This window comes from Enterobacter pseudoroggenkampii (genome assembly GCF_026420145.1).
Taxonomy (GTDB): domain Bacteria; phylum Pseudomonadota; class Gammaproteobacteria; order Enterobacterales; family Enterobacteriaceae; genus Enterobacter; species Enterobacter pseudoroggenkampii.
This window is the reverse complement of sequence record NZ_JAPMLV010000001.1, coordinates 282,074-299,961: the sequence shown is the minus strand read 5'-3', so window position 1 is coordinate 299,961 and position 17,888 is coordinate 282,074. Positions and strand designations below refer to the sequence as shown.

The following is a 17,888-nucleotide window of genomic DNA, read 5'->3' as shown; positions in this document are numbered from 1 at the left end:
GATTCACAAAATCTGGCTGAGATGGAGCTGGCCCATCAGCAGCGGGTTATCGCTGTAGTCGACGGGAATGGCCACCACGGCCGGGCCATCCACATCCATCGCCGCACGCAGCGTGGGTTCGAGCGCGTCGGCGCTCTCCACGGCAAAGCCTTTCGCGCCAAAGGCGTCGGCATAGACTTTGAAATCGACCGGGCCGAACTCGACGCCGGAAAGACGCTGGTATTTTTTCTCTTCCTGAATGGCAACCATGTTGTAGCCGTTATCCACCCAGATGATGTGCAGCACGTTAGCGTTGAGGCGCACCGCGGTTTCCAGCTCCATGCTCGACTGCAGGAAGCCGCCGTCACCGGAGACCGACACCACCTTGCGGCTCGGGTTGACCAGCCACGCGCCAATGGCCCACGGCAGCGCGACGCCCATGGTCTGCTGACCGTTGGAGATCATCACCTGACGTGCCCGGAAGCTGTAGAGATAGCGGGCGATCCAGATGTGGAAGCTGCCCATGTCGACGGTGAGCGTCACGTCGTTATTCACGATGTCCTGCATGGCGCGCACGATGCGCAGCGGATGCAGGGCAAACTGGTTGAGCGAGGCGCCGCGACGATCGAGCAGATCGCGCTGATGCTGGCGATCGACCAGAATTTCGGAGGCCCGCTGGCTTAGCTCAAGCTTATGGTCGATACGGTTAGCGAGCTGATTCAGCGTTTCGGCGATGTCCCCCACCAGCTCCAGATCCGGCACGTAGTTTCGTTCTTCATAGGCAGGCAGCACATCGATGTGCACCAGCGTGGCGTCGCCGCTGTTCCACATGGACGGCTCGTATTCCACCGGGCTGTAGCCGATGCAGATAATCAGATCCGCCAGATGGAGCAGCCGGTCGCCCGCCTGGTTATTGAAGAGACCGACGCGTCCGGCGAAGCGGGTGAAGTGCTCCTGGTTCACCGCCCCGGCGGCCTGATAGGTGCTGGTAACCGGAATGCGGCTTTTCTCCAGCAGCTTGCGCAGCGCCGCACTGTTGGCTGGCTGGCTCGCCATCAGCCCCAGCAGAATGACCGGGTTTTTGGCCTTTTCGATAAGCTTCGCCACGTCGTTGATGGCGGATTCCGGTGCCGGCCCCATCAGCGCGGGACCGCTGGCGGGCAAAATTGCCCCCGTGGCGGGCTGGTCGACAATATCCTGCGGCAGGCTGACGAATGCGCCACCCGGCCTGCCGTGCTCGGCGGCGCGAAACGCGTTGGAAACCACCTCAGCAATCGCGTCCGGCGCACTCACCTCCACGGCGTATTTGGTGACCGGGCTGAACATGGCGACGGTGTCCATGCTCTGGTGCACCAGCTTGGCTTTATCTGCCCGCTTCACCGCCCCGCCCAGCGCCACCACCGGGTCGCCTTCGCTGTTGGCGGTGGCGATGCCGGTGATCAGGTTGGAACAGCCCGGCCCGGAGGTCACCAGCGCCACCCCGGCCTTGCCGGTCAGACGCCCTACCGCCGCCGCCATAAACGCCGCGTTGGCTTCGTGACGCACCGGAATAATCTCGATGGAGGAATCCAGCAGGGAGTCAAAGACCTTGTCGATTTTCGCCCCCGGGATCCCGAACACCTGCTTCACGCCCTGCGCTTCCAGCTGGCCAACAACCAAATCGGCGCCGTGCGCCCACTGACGTGACTGTTTCTCACTGTTCACGGTAGTTCTCCTGTTAGTTTTCGACGGCACGGATCGCCGCATCCAGATTGCTGGGGTGAAGATTGGCCTGTAAAAAGGCGCTGTCGGCGGGCAGATCGATCATCAGCTTGTGAATTTCACCGAAGGTGAGGACACCGCTCTCCAGCTGGTAGTCGAGCAGATGGCCCCCGCCCTGACGGTCGTCGGTGATGAAATGCTCGTGATAGCCCGCCACGTTGATGCCCTGCATATGCTGCGGCGTGCGGAACCCGACCAGCACGCCCTCGCGCTGGTTGAAGCGGAACACCGGCTGGTCGTCCAGCACGTCGGTCATCGCGCGGTACGGCGGCTTCTGGCGCGGTACGGTGCGGGTGTGGGCGTGACGGAAGTTGCCGTCGATGCGCAGCGCGCAGAACAGGTTATCGGAGGGGATCTGCTGGTCGATGACGTCGTGGATCTGCTGACGGCTCACCGGCGCATCGAAAGTTTTGCGATACTGCGGCTGGAACCAGGTCATGACCGCGAACGGCGTTTTCTGCTCCGGCTTCGCGGCCCGGGCGCTGCCGTCGGCGCGCAGCTGGTACACCTGACTGCTGAAGGCAATCATTTCGCCGTCCAGCTCGTTGAAGGTACCCAGACCAAAATCACCGTGTGCCAGCAGATCGGCGATGGTGGTCTCTCCTTCATACACGCCGCTTAACAGGGCGCTCATTAGCGATGTCTGATAGATCACGCTGTCAGGATGCTGGGCGGAGAACCCGCGCAGGGTCTCACACAAACTGGCCTCACAGTCGCAGGCAGATGAATGCATCATCATGCTCGTCCTCTTCAACTTTATTTAGAAAGGTTAAATAAATGTTGACCCGATTCAGCAGAGAGTTCCAATATAGAAACCATGCTGGTTTGAGACGTTTTAGATATGGAACTTCGTTATCTGCGGTATTTTGTCGCGGTTGCACGCGAGCGACACTTCACCAGGGCGGCCGAAGCGCTGGGTATTTCACAGCCTCCTCTGAGTCAGCAAATCAAACGGCTCGAAGAGGAAGTGGGCACGCCGTTGTTCAGACGTCTGACGCGGGGCGTGGAGCTGACCGAAGCGGGAGAAGCCTTCTATGAGGATGCCTGCAAGATCCTGGCGCTGAGCGATGCCGCGCTGGAGAAAGCCCGCGGCATCGCGCGCGGGCTGAACGGCAACCTGTCGATTGGCATCACCAGCTCCGACGCTTTTCATCCCAAAATTTTTACCCTGATTCGCCAGTTTCAGGTGCAGAACATGGCGGTGCAGGTTCACCAGGTGGAAGCCAATATGTCGTCGCTGACGACGATGCTGGCAGAGGGTGAACTGGATATCGCCTTCGTGCGCCTGCCGTGCGAGAGCAGCAAGGCATTCGAGTTAAAAATTCTCGACCGGGAGCCGATGGTGGTGGCGCTGCATCGCGATCATCCTCTGGCGGCGTGCGATTCGCTGGCGTTAGAGCAGCTTCGGGAAACGCCGGTGGTGTTGTTCCCGCAGGAGGTCGCGCCGGGCCTGTATGACCGGGTTCACGGCTGCTGCGAGCGGGCCGGGATTGACGTGCAGCACGCGCTGCAGTCGTCGCAGCTTTCGTCCTCCCTGAGCATGGTCTCCGCTGGCGGCGGGTTCGCGCTGGTCCCCAAATCCATGGCGGCCATTTCACCGCCGAATGTCACCTATCACACGCTGAGTTCACCGGAGCTTTATACCGATATTGCGCTCTGCTGGCGGCGTTTTGAACGTTCGCGGACGGTGAAGCGATTTTTGACGATGCTGAGCGAGGGGTGACGGCAGTGCGGCTGTGCCCGGCGGCGCTTCGCTTGCACGGGCCTACGGTTCGTGTCGCTTTTCTTTTTTCTCTTGTAGGCCGGGTAAGGCGCAGCCGCCACCCGGCAAGGCAGCCTCCGGCGTTAAATCCAGACATCGTTCTCTGCGGTGCGATCCCCGCCCTCGTGTCCGGTATTCAGGACCCCGCAAGGTTCTATCATCATCATTTTTACCGTCGTTTCAGCAGACGTTTTATGTTCAACGCCTTTTGGCACTACGTACATTTCCCCCTGATTGACGAGCACATGTCCGTCACGAAAATCAATACGTAACACGCCCTCGACCACGATGAATGCCTCATCGGTTTCAGGGTGCGCGTGCCATATAAAATCACCCGATATTTTGACGATTTTAAACTGATAGTCGTTCATCCGGGCGATGACTTTCGGCTGCCAGTGCGCGTCGAAGAGAGAAAATTTATTTTCTAAATTAACAGGTTGATACATGGAGATACTTCCTATGGTTGAGAAGCGTCCAGGATAGAATAAGGTCGGCGTGCCGGTCTTGAACGATCGTGCAAATCAGGCACGGCTGTTTTGGATGAATTTTTGCCAGCGTCCCGGAGAGATCCCTAACGTTTTTATAAACTGCCGTGTCATATGACTTTGATCGGAAAACCCCGCGGCAGCGGCAGCCTCAGCAAGCGACAAGCCTGCCTGAATTAGGCGTCGACAGTATTCAAGACGACGCATGGTCACATAGCGATAGGGACTCGTTCCGTAAAGCGCACGAAAATCCCGGCTCAGGCTCCAGCGATCCCTGCCACTGACGGTGGATAAGGTATCCAGCGTAATGTTCTGAATGAATTCAGTGTGTATATATTCGCGCGCGCGCTCTGCGGATTGATAATCCACCTTGTTCCGGCGAAAACGTTGCCCTCCCACGATGGCCAGCGCGTGGGCGAGATCGTAGAGCGCATCGTCTTCTTCCAGCGTATCGACAGATTCTTCTGGCGCTTTTAACAGCGGTTCGGTCGCGGCAAAAAGCCGGGGATCGGATGAAATCCCGCCGGGAATAAATGGCAAAGGCTTTCCGCCCAGGATTTTTTGAATTAACGCCGGATCGATATACAGCATTCGATACTGGAATCCCTCTGTTGTTCCCGCTTCTCCATCATGCACTTCGTCCGGGTGCAGGACCATCGTTCCGCCCGGAAGGCTATGTTGTTGACTCCCCCGATAGTGAAAACTCTGCACCCCGGACAAGGTCCGGCCTATGGCGTAAGTGTCATGGCGATGCGGCTCATAGCCATGGCCGCTGAAATACGCCTCAATGCGCTCTATTTTCCCGGGTTGTTGCGCCAGTCTGACCCAGTCTTTGTTGGCTTTTGCATTCGTCATAGATGACACCTGATGCCCTGTGAGGGTGAAACAACACCATAAACGCATAGGGTGCAGTTTGGAAAGTCGTCGCTGGCAACGCGGCAAGACCTTGCGCGCTAACACGGGGGTCGGGGCCGGGACCCCGCTGAAGGTAAGGAGGTATAAACGGGACTTATCCGCCCTAACATTCGCCAGACCAGGAATGCGCAAAGCGCAGTGATGACGGCGAGGAGACGAAAGAGCCAAACATAGGCTGAATCATAACTTTCCCTGAGTAATGGATGAGAAAGTTCCGGCAAAAGAGCGGCGGCCCGTTCAATATTGCCACTTCCCAGCCATGAAGCGGCACTATCAATACTTTTTGACGCATAACCGGAGAGGTTCTTTCTAAGATTGAGCGCGTTCATTTCCACTAAAAATGCTGACACCATAGCAAGCGCAATGCCCTCTCCCGCAACGCGAACAGTATTAAACAGGCCTGCTGCCATACCGGATTTTTCGACAGGCACGGAGGAAATAGCCAGGCCATCCATCAGCCCCCATGGAAGCGCGGCGCCCGCACCGGTTAAAACCAGTGAAAACACTAAGAGGTTGCTACTGGTGCTCTGTAAAGCCAGGCCGAGAATAAGCAATCCGGCTGCGGATAACATGAGTCCTGCGGCAGAAACAGCCCCGGGATTAAACCACCGGGTCATTAAGGCGGCGAGTGAGGGAACGATCAGCATCGGAGCCGTCAGTGCCATAAGATAAAACGCACTCTGTGTCTCGCTCAGGCCGTCACCGCCCATAAAATGCAGCGGGAGGATAATCAACAGTACAACATAGCAATAGCAGGTTGCTACCGGCAGCAACAGGACGCCGGCAAAACGCGGCTCGCGCACAAGAGATAAGTCGAATACAGGATTTTCGACGTTCAGGCAGCGCACTATAAACGTGATAAAAAGCAGTAAAGCGGTAGCAAACAGAGCAAGGTTGGAGAGGGATAAGAATCCCCAGACAGGCACCAGCATGACCCCCGCGGTAAACAGAACCAGCGCAGCGGTAAACAGCGCTAAGCCTGCGTAATCCACCTGTCGATTTTCACTTTTTTCCGACATGGGAATAAACAACGAGCCCGCCAGCATGACCGTTCCGGAGATCAGCGCCATCAAGGCATATACCCACCGCCAGCCCAGAACATCAGTGATAAACCCAATAACCAGAGGGCCGAAGGCTAATCCTGTGCCAAACATCGTCCCCAGGATACTGAATGCCCGGGTTCGGGCAACGCCCTCATAGAGCTGAGCGAGCACAGCACTCCCGCCCGCTAAAGTCATCGCTGCTGCGATACCCTGTAGTGACCTGAGCACGCTGATTAAAAAGAGATTATTGGCCAAGAATATGAGCGAACTGCTGAGGCCAAAGATCAATAATCCCAGGATGAATACCCGTTTTCTGCCTGCTGCATCTGCCATTATGCCTGCTGACAGGAGAAAGCTACCGAAGGTCAGCATGAATCCATTCGTCAACCATGAGAGTGCCGCAGCGGAACCGCCAAGTTCATGGCTGATTGCAGGGGTGGTCACCACTCCACCGGTAAAACTGACCGGCAGCAGTATGGCCGCCACGAAAATTGAGGCGGCGGCGGGGCTTCCTGCAAGCCGGAGAAATGAAGTTATGAAAGAGCGCATCGGGTTATCCTGGTTCGCGAGAAATACGTGAACCATGTTATTGCGGACAATTAGCAAGATAAATAGACTGAAAATACCAACTGAATAGAGATAAAGTTTATAATCAATGGATAGTTTGACGTCACTCACCTCGTTTGTCAGGACCGCGGAAACGCTGAGTTTTGTTCAGGCAGCAAGATTGCTAGGCATTTCAGCGTCAGCCGTTGGCAAAAATGTTGCCAGGCTTGAACAAAAACTGGGCGTCAGGCTTTTCAATCGCAGCACCCGGAGCGTAAGCCTGACGGCAGAAGGAGCGGTATTACTGGTTCGTTGTCAGCAGATCCTGGAACAGTTGCAGGACGCGGAGGCCGAACTGACCCGCCATATTGCTCAACCTTCTGGCAAACTCAGGGTTTCTCTTCCGGTAACAGGCTATCGATTGCTGTTATCCCTTCTACCGTCCTTCACCCGCCGCTACCCAGCTATAGAGCTGGAGCTGGACTTCAGCGATCGGCTGGTAAACATCATTGATGAAGGGTTCGATGTGGCGATACGCAGCGGTGAAATTGCGGACTCCAGGCTCACATCGAAGAAGCTTGGTAGCTTCCGTTTTGTTCTCTGCGCCAGCCCCGCTTATCTGCTGGAGTATGGTTCACCGGCATCCCCGGAGGATTTAAACAACCATAAGTGCATTCTCTACCGCTTTCCCTCAACTGGGTTATTACAGCCCTGGGAGATGCAGTGTGCGGATGGGATAAGTAACTTCACACCGGTTTCTGTCTTAACCGCCAACAATATTGAAGCCATCATCCGCATGAGCACTGCGGGAATGGGCATCAGTTACGTTCCTGATTTTGTCGTGAGTGACGCACTGGAAAAGGGAGAGTTAAGAGAAGTTTTATCGGGTTCATGTATACGACAAGGGCAATTTTCTGCGCTGTGGGCAACCAGACGCCACCTTTCCCCGAGAATTCGCTGCTTTATTGATTTCATGTCTGAAAACGGGATCTAAAAGCCGTAATTGTTTTGTTGATGCACGCTTCGGTACTACGTTTTCCTGGTAATTGTCTGCCGCAAACCATCTGTTACTCTGGCTGTGCTCAAAGGATGACAAGGAAGAACAATGCTGAACCCCGGATTCGTTACCCGCAAAGCGCTTGCTCAGTGGCGGGATGTTCCTGCTTTTCTCCCCCAGTTCCAGTTTCATGAAAAACACCGAGCGGTCATTCTTACTGCGCATCCTGAAAATATTCTGCCGTTGATTGCCAACTTTGACGTCCGGCAAGATGCCGTGATTCGTCGGCTGATGTCTTTGCGGCAATTGCCGCAAAGATTTCTGCGCAATCAGCAGGCTAACTCAATCAGCAACTTTGGGTTGCACAGCTTTACGCTTTTGAAAAGCTCAGCCTCTGAGCTCAGCTACGGCTTAAAAGGCCAATTCTGGAGGACTGATTTCGGTCTGGAAAACGCACCGGATGCCATTGCTTTTCAGTCTCCAGCCGCGCCGGGCAGCGCAAAACTGTTGCTCCGCTACCAGGTAACGGAACTGGCCCCGGGTCAACATGAACTCTGTACGGAGACCTTCGTCTATTGTCCGGACAAACGTACTCACCTAAAAATGGTAGCCTACTGGCTGGCAATACGGGCCGGGAGCGGCTGGATCCGAAGAAAGACGCTGAAAGCGGTTAAGTCGAATATCGAAGGGCTGGAATGAGCGAGGAGCAGCGCTATGCTGCATAGAAAACAGTCTTACCTTTGGCCTTTATCATAATGATCATCAGATTGGTTTCGCGCGTCTGATACCCCCCCCTGTTCAGCTCCCCGTTGACTTATTCACTCTGTGTTTTCATCATCCGTTTCTGAGACAACGCGAACCCGTTCGGTCTGTGAAGATCGAACGTAAGTTGACAACAGCAGCGCTAACCTTAAAAAGCGGGACTATTTGCTATGAATCCAAGGGAAAATATTGTCAGTACATTCAGTGAGTTGTCTGCAGAATTACAGCGTGCTGCCGAGTTCTCTCTACAGAATACCAATCAGCTGGTCGTGCTATCGATGCGTGCCTTCGCCAGTGAAGCAGGTGTAAAACCCGCCACGCTGCTGCGGTTAGCGCAACGATTGGGTTACAACGGCTGGGGTGAACTCAAGAACGCATTCATTGATGAACTCGGACTGCGCAATGATACATATGTATCCAAAGCCGAGAAATTGATTGCCAAAGGCACTCAGCCGCAGCTGTATGAAGAGGTGTTTCAGGCGCATCAGGTAAATTTGGCTTTCACACAGCATGAAAACCATCAGGCCATGGAGCAGGCTGTATCGCTGCTGGACGCGGCTGAGAATGTCTATATTTGCGGCTTCCGGGCCAGCTTTCCTATCGCCTGGTCGCTGTTTTATGTCTATCGACTGTTCAATCGGCAAGCATCACTCATTGATGGTCTGGCGAGCAATATCGAGGTGTTCACCCGCGAATTAACAGCACAAGATTGCCTGTTACTCACCAGTTTTGCCCCCTATTCGCGTGAGTCGCTCGATGTCCTGCGCGCAGCCCAGCAGGCAGGCGCGACAATCGTCGCCATTACGGATTCTCCCGTCTCGCCATTAGCCCAGGCTGCCGATTGCACGCTGCTGTTCTCCATCGACAGCCCGTCGTTTTTTCCTTCCGTGGTGTCTGGTATGGGGCTCGCCGAGTGTTTACTGGCGATGCTGGTCGCGCGCCATGGTCGGGATGCAGTCAATAAAATCGAAAATGCTGAACGCTATCTTATCGACTCTGGCGCCTATGTGGTGCCCGGAAAATCCTGAAAAATAATTCATTTGCATCCGGCATAAGAAAACAGAATGCATTTGGATCAAAATGAAATTGACGTGATACAAATGGATCCTGCAAGATGCGCTTTATTAGCACAGCGTATTCAGGAGCAGGACCCGCATGACCCATATCATTCACCGCAGTCTACGCAACACGCCCGCCGTGGCGGTACGCGCCCAGGGGGCGTACATTTTTGATGCACAGGGAAAACAGTATCTGGATGCCTGCGGTGGCGCCGCCGTTTCCTGTTTAGGCCACGCGCATCCGGACGTTCTGGCTGCGATGCATCGCCAGATCGATCAACTGGCCTATGCCCACACCAGTTTTTTTACCAGCGACACCGTTGAACAACTTGCTGAACAGCTGACGCGCACGGCGCCTGGCGATCTTAACTATGCCTATTTCGTTTCGGGCGGTTCGGAAGCGGTCGAAACTGCGCTCAAGCTGGCGCGCCAGTATTTTGTTGAGATCGGCCAGCCGTCGCGCACCAAATTTATCGCCCGTAAACAGAGCTATCATGGCAATACCCTTGGAGCGCTCGCGGTGGGAGGCAACGAATGGCGCCGCCGCCAGTTTGCTCCCTTGCTGATCGACGTTATTCGCGTTTCGGCCTGCAATGAGTATCGCGACCGCCGCGCAGACGAAACCCAGCAGCAATACACCACGCGTCTGCTCAACGAGCTGGAGCAAGCCATTATTGAGGCCGGTCCCGACACCATTATTGGTTTCTGTGCAGAAACCGTGGTGGGAGCCACCACCGGCGCCACGCCGCCTACCCCAGGCTATCTTAAAGGTGTACGCAACCTGTGTGATAAATACGGCATCCTCTATATCGCGGATGAAGTCATGTGCGGCATGGGACGCACCGGCACATTGCATGCGTTTGAACAGGATGATGTGGTGCCGGATTTGGTGACCATCGCGAAGGGGCTGGGGGGCGGCTATCAGCCGATTGGCGCAGTATTAGCGAGCGAGAAGATTGTCTCAGCGCTGCAGGCCGGTAGCGGTCTGTTCCAGCACGGGCACACCTACATTTGTCACGCGACCGCCGCGTCCGCAGCCCTGGCCGTGCAGCAGGTGATCGCGCGCGATAATTTACTGCAGGCGGTCAGGCAACAGGGGGCTTACCTGCACAACGCATTGCGTGAAGTGCTGGGGGAATTACCGCATGTCGGTGATACGCGTGGACGCGGCTTGTTTGCGGGCGTTGAGCTGGTACGCGATAAAGCCAGCAAAACCCCCTTCGATCCTGCCCTGAAACTGCACGCAGCAATCAAAGCAAACTGTATGTCACGTGGGCTGATGGTCTATCCAATGGGTGGAACGATTGACGGGCAGTATGGCGACCATATCCTGATCGCCCCCCCGTTTATTGTCACGCCTGGCCAGCTCGACTTTGTAGTGGACACGCTGAACACCGTCATTCGCGAAGAGACCGGCAAATTATGATCAATCGTTTACCCCCATTGGCGGAGCATGAATGGGACGACCAGCAGCGTGCTTTGGCCGAAGAGATAATCAACGGGCCCCGCGGTGCGCTGCTGCCACCTTTCGAGCCGCTGCTGCGCAGTCCAGAGCTGATGGCGCATGCGCAACGCATGGGCGAATACCTGCGTTATCGCAGCGCGCTGGGACAGCGCCTGTCGGAACTGGCGATTTTAATGACCGCGCGGCACTGGTCGCAGCCTGTGGAGTGGGCGATTCATGCGCCGATAGCGCGCGAGAAAGGTATTTCTGCCGCGGCAGTGCAGGCGATTAATGAAAAGCGTCTTCCAGAGGATTTGCAGTCGGATGAGTGGGCGGTCTATCACTTTTGCAAGGAGTTACAGGAGCAGCAGAAGGTCAGCGATGCCACCTGGCAGCACGCTATCGCGCTGTGGGGCGAGAAAGGCGTGGTGGATCTAATCGGAATTAATGGTTATTACAGTTTTCTCTCGATGGTAATGAACGGCGCACAGACGCCGGTACCCGACACGCGGGATGAGATTATTCCCGCATAAGTATCGTTTTAATTTTGGCGCATGAAAGTGCGCCCTGCATATCAACTTTTTTATTTCCCCACCCTGCCGATATATTTCGCCGGGTGACATTCATGCACGCTACTTTACTGACGCCGAGGGTTATCATGTCTGGATTATTCACTAAATTAAAAGTTACGTTAGCACTGGTCGCTTGCTCCGCCAGTTTTGTGGCAGAAGCACAGGATATATTAACGGTTGGCGTTGATACCGCGTTTGTCCCCTTTGAATTTAAACAAGGCGATAAATACGTCGGCTTTGATATTGATTTGTGGGATGCGATTGCTAAAAAAATGCACGTCAGCTACGAATTACGCCCGATGGACTTCGGGGGACTGATTCCGGGTTTGCAATCACGTAATCTGGATGTCGCCATGGCGGGCATTACGATAACCGACGCGCGTAAACAGGTCGTCGATTTCAGCGACGGTTATTATGATGCTGATTTATTAATGGCGGTGAAAAGCAGCGATAATACCATTACTAAATTCAGCGATTTAGCAGGAAAGAAAGTGGGATTAAAGCAGGGAACGGCGGCGGCCAGCTTTATGAAAAGCAAATATAAGGCGAACTATGTCGAATTCCCGAATATCGATAACGCCTATCTTGATTTGCAGGCAGGTAACCTTGATGCCGTGGTGCATGATTCGCCCAACGTGCTCTATTACGTAAAAACGGCAGGTGATGGCAAAGTGAAATCGACCGGCGAGACTGACAGCATTCTGCCGCAGCACTACGGCTTTGCGATGCAGAAGAACAGCAGCCTGACGCCGAAGATCAACGCCGCGCTGCAGGCGTTACGTGCGGACGGCACTTACAGCAAGATTTACGTGAAGTGGTTTGCTAAACAGCCAAAATAATCCCGCCAGGTCGGAGCGATCCGACCTCGTTGCATCTTAACGGGTAACATATGAATTTCGACAGTAAATATATTTGGGAGTCCCTGCCGCTGCTGTTGCAAGGACTACAGCTGACGCTGATTATTTCATTATCAGGTTTATTGGGTGGTTTTGTTATTGGCCTGCTGGCGGGAACCTGCCGGGCGCTCGGAGGGAAAATATCAAAGACAGTCTCGTTAGTCTTTGTCGAGTTAATCCGCGGGACGCCTATTATGGTACAAGTGATGTTTATTTACTTCGCACTCCCCATGGTGTTACCGATTCATATCGATCCGGTAACCGCGGCCATTACGACTATTGTGATTAACTCGGGTGCTTATATTGCAGAAATCACCCGAGGGGCGATCCTCTCGATTAATAAAGGTTTTAGAGAGGCCAGCCTGGCAATGGGATTATCTCAGCGCAGCACGCTATGGCATGTCATTATGCCGCTGGCATTACGCCGTATGATCCCTGCGTTAGGTAATCAGTGGATTATCAGTATTAAAGACACCTCGCTGTTTATTGTGATTGGTGTGGCGGAATTAACTCGTCAGGGGCAAGAAATTATTGCCGGTAATTTCCGCGCGCTGGAAGTCTGGACCGCAGTGGCAATGATTTATCTGCTGGTGACGCTGTGCCTGAGTTTCCTGCTGAAGCAACTGGAGAAGAGGATCCATATTTTATGAGCATGGTTGAATTTAGCGCAGTGTCGAAAAATTTCGGCGCCACTCAGGTGCTGCACGACATCAATTTAAAAATTGACGCCGGCGAAGTCGTGGTGATCATCGGCCCTTCCGGTTCGGGCAAATCGACGCTGCTGCGCTGCATTAACAAGCTGGAGGAAATTTCCTCTGGCACGCTGCTGGTAGCGGGAATGCATATTACCGATCCTCACGCTAACGAATGTGATATCCGCCGCGAAGCCGGGATGGTGTTTCAGCAGTTCCATCTGTTCCCCCATCTGACGGCGCTGGAGAATGTGATGTTTGGTCCGGTTCGCGTACGCAAACAGAGCAAAGCCGCCGCGCGGGAGCAGGCGCTGGCGCTACTGGACCGCGTTGGCTTACGCGAACGCGCCAGTCACTACCCATCAGAGCTCTCTGGCGGTCAGCAGCAACGCGTGGCCATTGCCAGAGCCCTGGCGGTGAAACCGAAAATGATGCTGTTCGATGAGCCAACCTCAGCGCTGGACCCCGAATTACGGCACGAGGTGCTGAAAGTCATGCGCTCGCTGGCCGAAGAAGGCATGACCATGGTGATTGTGACCCATGAAATCGGCTTCGCCCGGGATGTGGCATCACGGCTCATCTTTATTGATGGCGGCACCATTGCCGAAGATGGTCCACCTGATATGCTGCTGAATAGCAGTCGCAATCCACGCCTGAAAGAATTTTTGCAACACGTATCCTGAACAGAAGTGAATGATAATACTATGAAAAAAATCGACATTCGTGGTTCCGCTTTTGCAGTAGGTCAGGAACTTGGCGCCTTTGGCCGCGAGGCCTGGCATGCAAAACTCACGCAAACGGCGTTGTGGCAAACCGTTACCGCCATGAAAGACGCAGAACAGACCCGAAGCATGCGCTCGCGGGTCCAGTCACACTATCCCCTGATCTGGCAGGAGCTGGAGGGATTAGCCGAGGGTCTGGATGCACCGTTTGATGAGGTGTTTGCCTGGAACTGCCGCGGCGATCTGGTGCGCTCAACCTCTGATGGCTGTACCACGGTAGCGGGAAGAACCGCAGAGGGGGAGCTGATTATCGCGCATAATGAAGACGGTTTCCCGCAGCTTCGTAATGACTGCGCCATCGTCAGCATCACCCCGGATGACGGCCTGGCGTTCACCAGTTTTGCTTATCCGGGCTCAATTTGCGGACATACCTTCGCCGTAAACGAAAAGGGCGTGGTGAATACGGTGAATAACATTCGCGCTTTGCACCGTCCACGCGGAATGCCGCGCCAGGTATTAGCCCGCGCCGCGCTGAATGCCGCCACCTTAGATGAAGCCATCTCAATACTGACCACCGTGCCACGCGCCGGTGCATTTCATCATACGCTGGGACAAATGGGAGACAGCCGGCTGTTTAGCGTAGAAGCGACGGGAACAGGCTGCTCCGTCACGCCGCTGCGGGACGTTTTCGCCCATGCTAATCACCTTATCCACCCTCAGCTTGACGCGGTTGAGCAGGTGATCACCGACAGCTCCCGGTCACGCCAGCAGCGGCTAAACGCCTGGCTGGAGACGCAATCTCACCTTGATGGTGCGGCGGCACTGGGTATTCTTTCAGACCAGCATGATCCCGCGCTCCCGATTTATCGTCTCTCGCCACACGACCCGGATGAAGAGAACACGCTGGCCACGGCCATTTTTACCCTGAGTACGTCGGAGATAAAATGGCAGATATTCACACACGATCGGCAAAAACCTGCTTTACAGTCTTACTGAGCCGCTTCCGCACGTAATGCGGCCTGCACCGCTGGACGGGCATTAATTTTATCTCTGTATTCCAGCAGCGCAGGCCAGGGGCTCAGCTCAATGGAGAAGAACTTGCACCACCCCAGCACGGTAAAAAGATAGGCATCTGCCACGCTGAAGGTCGATCCCGTCAAATAAGCGCGAGTGGAGAGCGTTTCCTCAAGAAAACTGAACCGCCTGAAGAGCTTCTCACGAAAAATGGATTTGACCTCTTCGGGCAGCACGCGATTGAAAAGAGGAGCCGATCCCGCGTGTATTTCACTGGTGATAAAGTTAAGCCATTCCTGAAGCCGCACCCGCTCCCAGCTGTCTGCTCGCGGCGCCAGCCCCCTCTCCGGCTTGAGGTCAGCGAGGTACTGCAAAATCGCTGGCCCCTCGGTCAGGATATTTCCGTCATCCCGTTCAAGCGCGGCGACATAGCCTTTAGGGTTGATGGTCAGGAAGTCGCGCCCGTCAGCGGTAAGCTTGCTCCTGTTGTCCACTTTAACCAGCTCAAACTCAATCGCCAGTTCGCGAAGCACGATATGGGGTGAGAGTGAACAGGTGTCCGGGGCGTAATAGAGTTTCATAATCTCTCCGTTAAAGCTGTGAGTGATAAACATACGGTTTGCATTCACTGTGCTTAAAACCGTTATCTCTGTAAAATTAACGATTCATAAAATAACTATTAGCTGAGCTACTGATACCCATGATGAATCTGTTGCACTGGCGCCTGGTGGTTGCCGTGGCGGACGCCAGTAATATTTCGCGTGCCGCTGAAGAGGTCGGCATGACGCAGTCGGGTGCCAGCCAGGCGATCGCTCAGTTAGAGGCTTCATTAGGATTTGCGGTATTTACGCGTGAGCGACGCCACGTCGGTGTTACAGCCCTGGGCGAGCGGGTTGTCAAAGAGGCAAGAAGCATGCTGGCACGGCTGGACGCCATCCGCACACTGGCGGATGAGAGCCGCGGGCTGAGTGGCGGGCGCATTCGACTTGCCAGTTTTCCGTCAGTAACGTCCACGCTTTTGCCGGGGCTGCTGCGGGACGTGAAGCGCCTGCATCCTGAAATAGAGGTGGTCGTACTGGAAGGCACGGACCAGGAGGTCGAAGAGTGGCTTGCGGCAGATACGGTTGATCTCGGCGTGGTCATGAACCCTGTTCCCGGACGCGCGGATGCGATCCTGGGGCAAGATGCATGGGTCGCAGTGCTGCCAGCCAACCACCGTCTGGCTCGCTATGCACGCACGTGCGGCATCACCCTTGAGGAACTGGCAGACCAGCCCTTCGTACTCGCCACAGGCGGTTGTGCCGTCAATGGAAAAAGCCTGATGGAGCAGACTGGGTTGGAACTGTCTGACGTACAGGTGACCGTCCGCGACTGGATCAGCGCCTGCCTGCTGGTACGCGAAGGCTTGGGCGTCGCACTGATACCTGAATCCGCCCTGCCGGATGAATTACGCGGTTTGTGCATCGTGCCCGTGACGCCTTCGCTGTGCCGGGAGTTTGGGCTGGTTTGCTCCCAGGCGGGCAAATCTTCCCGCGCGACGCAGACGTTATTAGAAGGATTGATCAAAATGAAAAAGTCTGCGTAAAGAGTAACCGCGGTACAAAATGTGCCCGGCGGCTACGCCCTTCTGGAAGCCGCCTCGCAAACCTGCAAGCAACCTGATGTAATTCATGGCTATCCCTTTTTTTCCCTTCTTCGCGGTCGTAAAGTGCCTGCGTTGCGGCACATCCGTAACCGGGCGTAGGAACCCGTTAGCATAACATGACATTTTTTTGCACAACGAGGATGCTAAGTGGCTACTACCCCTGAATTTTCTTACGCGCTCTCTGCGGAAAGCGCTGTTTGTCACCTCATCAACAATTCAATTTCCGAATCTGCGGATCTCTTCGAACTGGCCGATGCCTGTACTGCATATGTAAGCGTGCTGGTGGAAACTGACGACGAAGTGACATCCACCACGCTCTGTAAGCGGTTGCTGGCTGCGCTGAAGCGACTACGGGAGTGCTGTGATGCTGAACTCCCGCCGTATCTGGTTGAACAGCTGATTGCGGGAGAAAAGATGGCTTCCTGCGTGCCGGACTGCTGGCAAGAGACGACTCTGCAGGTGGACTATGCCGTGGCGTTAACGCTGGCGGTGATGGGCGGAACACTGCCTGCGAGCGTGGCGAAAGAGCTGACCGGGCTGCTGCATGATATGGTCTGGCTAATGGCGGAGTTTGTGAAGGAGCCGTATATCGCGGCGCACTGAGGCGTGAGATGGGAGGCCGGAAAACTGTTGAGTAAGAAGCAGGAATTTCGGCCTTACGCAAAATACAATGTTGTTTGTCGAATGTCCCTTAAGAGTGAAAGCGGACGTTATTGCGTGTATCTACAGCACGCACTTTTTCGCCAGAAACTTCATTCTTTTCCATAAATAACATATAAAATAAAGGGTGTTATTGTTGCAATAAAGCGTCTTAAATATGAATCCCTATGAAGAAAAATACAGACAACTCATAGCGAATGGGGCTATAGCTTGGGCTGATAAAGGTTATTTCAGGGCAAAAGAACAGCAAGAAAAAATCTTTCAGTGGCTTGATTTTAATAATTATTTACCCCAACCTGGCGCGCCAATACTTGAAATGGGATGTGGTAATGGAGCGATGGCTGCGCAGTTTCTTGCTGAACGAGGATATTCAGTATGGGGTGTGGATTTTTCTGAAACCGCTATCAGATGGGCTGAAAGGCGTTTTCAACAAGCGGGCCTCTCCGCTCATTTTCTTGTCGGAAATGTTTGTCATATTTATCAATGCAAGGACTCAATGTTTGAGCTGGTTATTGATGGTAGTTGTTTGCATTGCCTGATAGATGATGACCGAACTCGCTTTTTCGCAGAAGCGAAAAGATTGCTCAAACCCGGCGGACGGCTTGTGATCAGCTCCATGTGTGGAAGCCCCCGTAATTCTGATGATATTAGTGTTTTTGATCCTATAAGACATCATTTACTGAAAGAAGGTCACCCCTGGCGTACCCTGAAACCTCTCCCTGCATTAACAAATGAGATACAGGAAGCACAATTTAACGTACTTGCAACAAAAGTTAATACCAACGAGTGGTGGGATCATGCCACTCTGGTATGTTCTTTGAAATAATTATCGACTGATTGCTCGTTAAAGTTACATCCGCTTCAGTCATCGAAATTAGATGCTAGTCTGAATTCCGCTTTTAGCGAGGAGCGGAAGATGCCGACGCACATCAATT

19 protein-coding genes are annotated in these 17,888 nt (G+C 54.3%); 13 read left to right on the top strand and 6 right to left on the bottom strand.

Going from position 1 to position 17,888, the window contains the following annotated elements; genetic code table 11:
• Window positions 1–3 precede the first annotated feature (3 nt).
• Entirely contained in the window at window positions 4–1,725 is a 1,722-nt protein-coding gene (gene alsS / locus OTG14_RS01450) for an acetolactate synthase AlsS (protein ID WP_198925452.1), read from the bottom strand.
• A complete protein-coding gene (gene budA / locus OTG14_RS01445; protein WP_061098944.1) occupies window positions 1,697–2,476 on the bottom strand; it encodes an acetolactate decarboxylase in 780 nt (259 codons plus the stop codon). Before budA ends, alsS begins: the two co-directional genes overlap by 29 nt.
• 105 nt (window positions 2,477–2,581) lie before the next feature.
• Here budA and OTG14_RS01440 point away from each other — a divergent pair, with 105 nt between their 5' ends.
• Entirely contained in the window at window positions 2,582–3,463 is an 882-nt protein-coding gene (locus OTG14_RS01440) for a LysR family transcriptional regulator (protein ID WP_032649661.1), read from the top strand.
• A 122-nt stretch (window positions 3,464–3,585) separates the two neighbouring features.
• Here the strand turns inward: OTG14_RS01440 and OTG14_RS01435 are convergent, their stop codons facing one another.
• From OTG14_RS01435 to OTG14_RS01425, 3 genes are all read right to left on the bottom strand, one after another.
• Window positions 3,586–3,948, bottom strand: a complete 363-nt coding sequence (locus OTG14_RS01435; RefSeq protein ID WP_032649663.1) for a cupin domain-containing protein — start codon at window positions 3,946–3,948, stop codon at window positions 3,586–3,588.
• Between the two features lie 75 nt (window positions 3,949–4,023).
• Window positions 4,024–4,842 (bottom strand): AraC family transcriptional regulator, encoded by an 819-nt coding sequence (locus tag OTG14_RS01430; RefSeq protein ID WP_032649665.1) that lies wholly within the window; start codon window positions 4,840–4,842, stop codon window positions 4,024–4,026.
• 98 nt (window positions 4,843–4,940) lie between these two features.
• The gene (locus OTG14_RS01425) at window positions 4,941–6,494 is read right to left on the bottom strand and encodes an MFS transporter (RefSeq protein WP_267215182.1); all 1,554 of its coding nucleotides are present in this window, start codon (window positions 6,492–6,494) and stop codon (window positions 4,941–4,943) included.
• A gap of 106 nt (window positions 6,495–6,600) precedes the next feature.
• On the opposite strand from OTG14_RS01425, the gene OTG14_RS01420 reads away from it, so the two are divergent.
• The 9 genes from OTG14_RS01420 (at window position 6,601) to OTG14_RS01380 (ending at window position 14,630) form a co-directional block, all read left to right on the top strand.
• On the top strand, window positions 6,601–7,485 hold the full coding sequence (locus OTG14_RS01420) for a LysR family transcriptional regulator (RefSeq protein WP_248272920.1): 885 nt from the start codon (window positions 6,601–6,603) through the stop codon (window positions 7,483–7,485).
• A 111-nt stretch (window positions 7,486–7,596) separates the two neighbouring features.
• On the top strand, window positions 7,597–8,187 hold the full coding sequence (locus tag OTG14_RS01415; protein WP_248272921.1) for a hypothetical protein: 591 nt from the start codon (window positions 7,597–7,599) through the stop codon (window positions 8,185–8,187).
• Between the two features lie 233 nt (window positions 8,188–8,420).
• Window positions 8,421–9,278 (top strand): MurR/RpiR family transcriptional regulator, encoded by an 858-nt coding sequence (locus OTG14_RS01410; RefSeq protein ID WP_208763590.1) that lies wholly within the window; start codon window positions 8,421–8,423, stop codon window positions 9,276–9,278.
• A 127-nt stretch (window positions 9,279–9,405) separates the two neighbouring features.
• Window positions 9,406–10,734, top strand: coding sequence for an aspartate aminotransferase family protein (locus OTG14_RS01405; protein WP_048993199.1), 1,329 nt, complete (start codon window positions 9,406–9,408; stop codon window positions 10,732–10,734).
• Entirely contained in the window at window positions 10,731–11,285 is a 555-nt protein-coding gene (locus tag OTG14_RS01400) for a carboxymuconolactone decarboxylase family protein (RefSeq protein ID WP_267214474.1), read from the top strand. Before OTG14_RS01405 ends, OTG14_RS01400 begins: the two co-directional genes overlap by 4 nt.
• Window positions 11,286–11,410: 125 nt before the next feature.
• Window positions 11,411–12,163, top strand: a complete 753-nt coding sequence (gene glnH, locus OTG14_RS01395; protein WP_267214473.1) for a glutamine ABC transporter substrate-binding protein GlnH — start codon at window positions 11,411–11,413, stop codon at window positions 12,161–12,163.
• A gap of 50 nt (window positions 12,164–12,213) precedes the next feature.
• On the top strand, window positions 12,214–12,870 hold the full coding sequence (glnP, locus tag OTG14_RS01390; protein WP_024906945.1) for a glutamine ABC transporter permease GlnP: 657 nt from the start codon (window positions 12,214–12,216) through the stop codon (window positions 12,868–12,870).
• A 2-nt stretch (window positions 12,871–12,872) separates the two neighbouring features.
• Complete coding sequence (glnQ, locus tag OTG14_RS01385; RefSeq protein WP_024906944.1) at window positions 12,873–13,595, top strand: glutamine ABC transporter ATP-binding protein GlnQ; 723 nt, start codon at window positions 12,873–12,875, stop codon at window positions 13,593–13,595.
• Between the two features lie 21 nt (window positions 13,596–13,616).
• Window positions 13,617–14,630, top strand: a complete 1,014-nt coding sequence (locus tag OTG14_RS01380) for a C45 family autoproteolytic acyltransferase/hydrolase (RefSeq protein WP_267214472.1) — start codon at window positions 13,617–13,619, stop codon at window positions 14,628–14,630.
• Here the strand turns inward: OTG14_RS01380 and gstA are convergent.
• On the bottom strand, window positions 14,624–15,229 hold the full coding sequence (gstA, locus tag OTG14_RS01375) for a glutathione transferase GstA (protein WP_048993219.1): 606 nt from the start codon (window positions 15,227–15,229) through the stop codon (window positions 14,624–14,626). The two genes, OTG14_RS01380 and gstA, sit on opposite strands and share 7 nt — an antisense overlap.
• 119 nt (window positions 15,230–15,348) lie before the next feature.
• Between gstA and OTG14_RS01370 the strand changes: the two genes are divergently transcribed.
• The 3 genes from OTG14_RS01370 (at window position 15,349) to OTG14_RS01360 (ending at window position 17,779) form a co-directional block, all read left to right on the top strand.
• Window positions 15,349–16,233 (top strand): LysR family transcriptional regulator, encoded by an 885-nt coding sequence (locus OTG14_RS01370; protein WP_248272926.1) that lies wholly within the window; start codon window positions 15,349–15,351, stop codon window positions 16,231–16,233.
• Between the two features lie 207 nt (window positions 16,234–16,440).
• Window positions 16,441–16,896: a hypothetical protein gene (locus tag OTG14_RS01365; RefSeq protein ID WP_248272927.1), complete on the top strand. Its 456-nt coding sequence runs from the start codon at window positions 16,441–16,443 to the stop codon at window positions 16,894–16,896.
• 214 nt (window positions 16,897–17,110) lie between these two features.
• Complete coding sequence (locus OTG14_RS01360) at window positions 17,111–17,779, top strand: class I SAM-dependent methyltransferase (protein ID WP_071994451.1); 669 nt, start codon at window positions 17,111–17,113, stop codon at window positions 17,777–17,779.
• The last annotated feature ends 109 nt before the right edge of the window (window positions 17,780–17,888 follow it).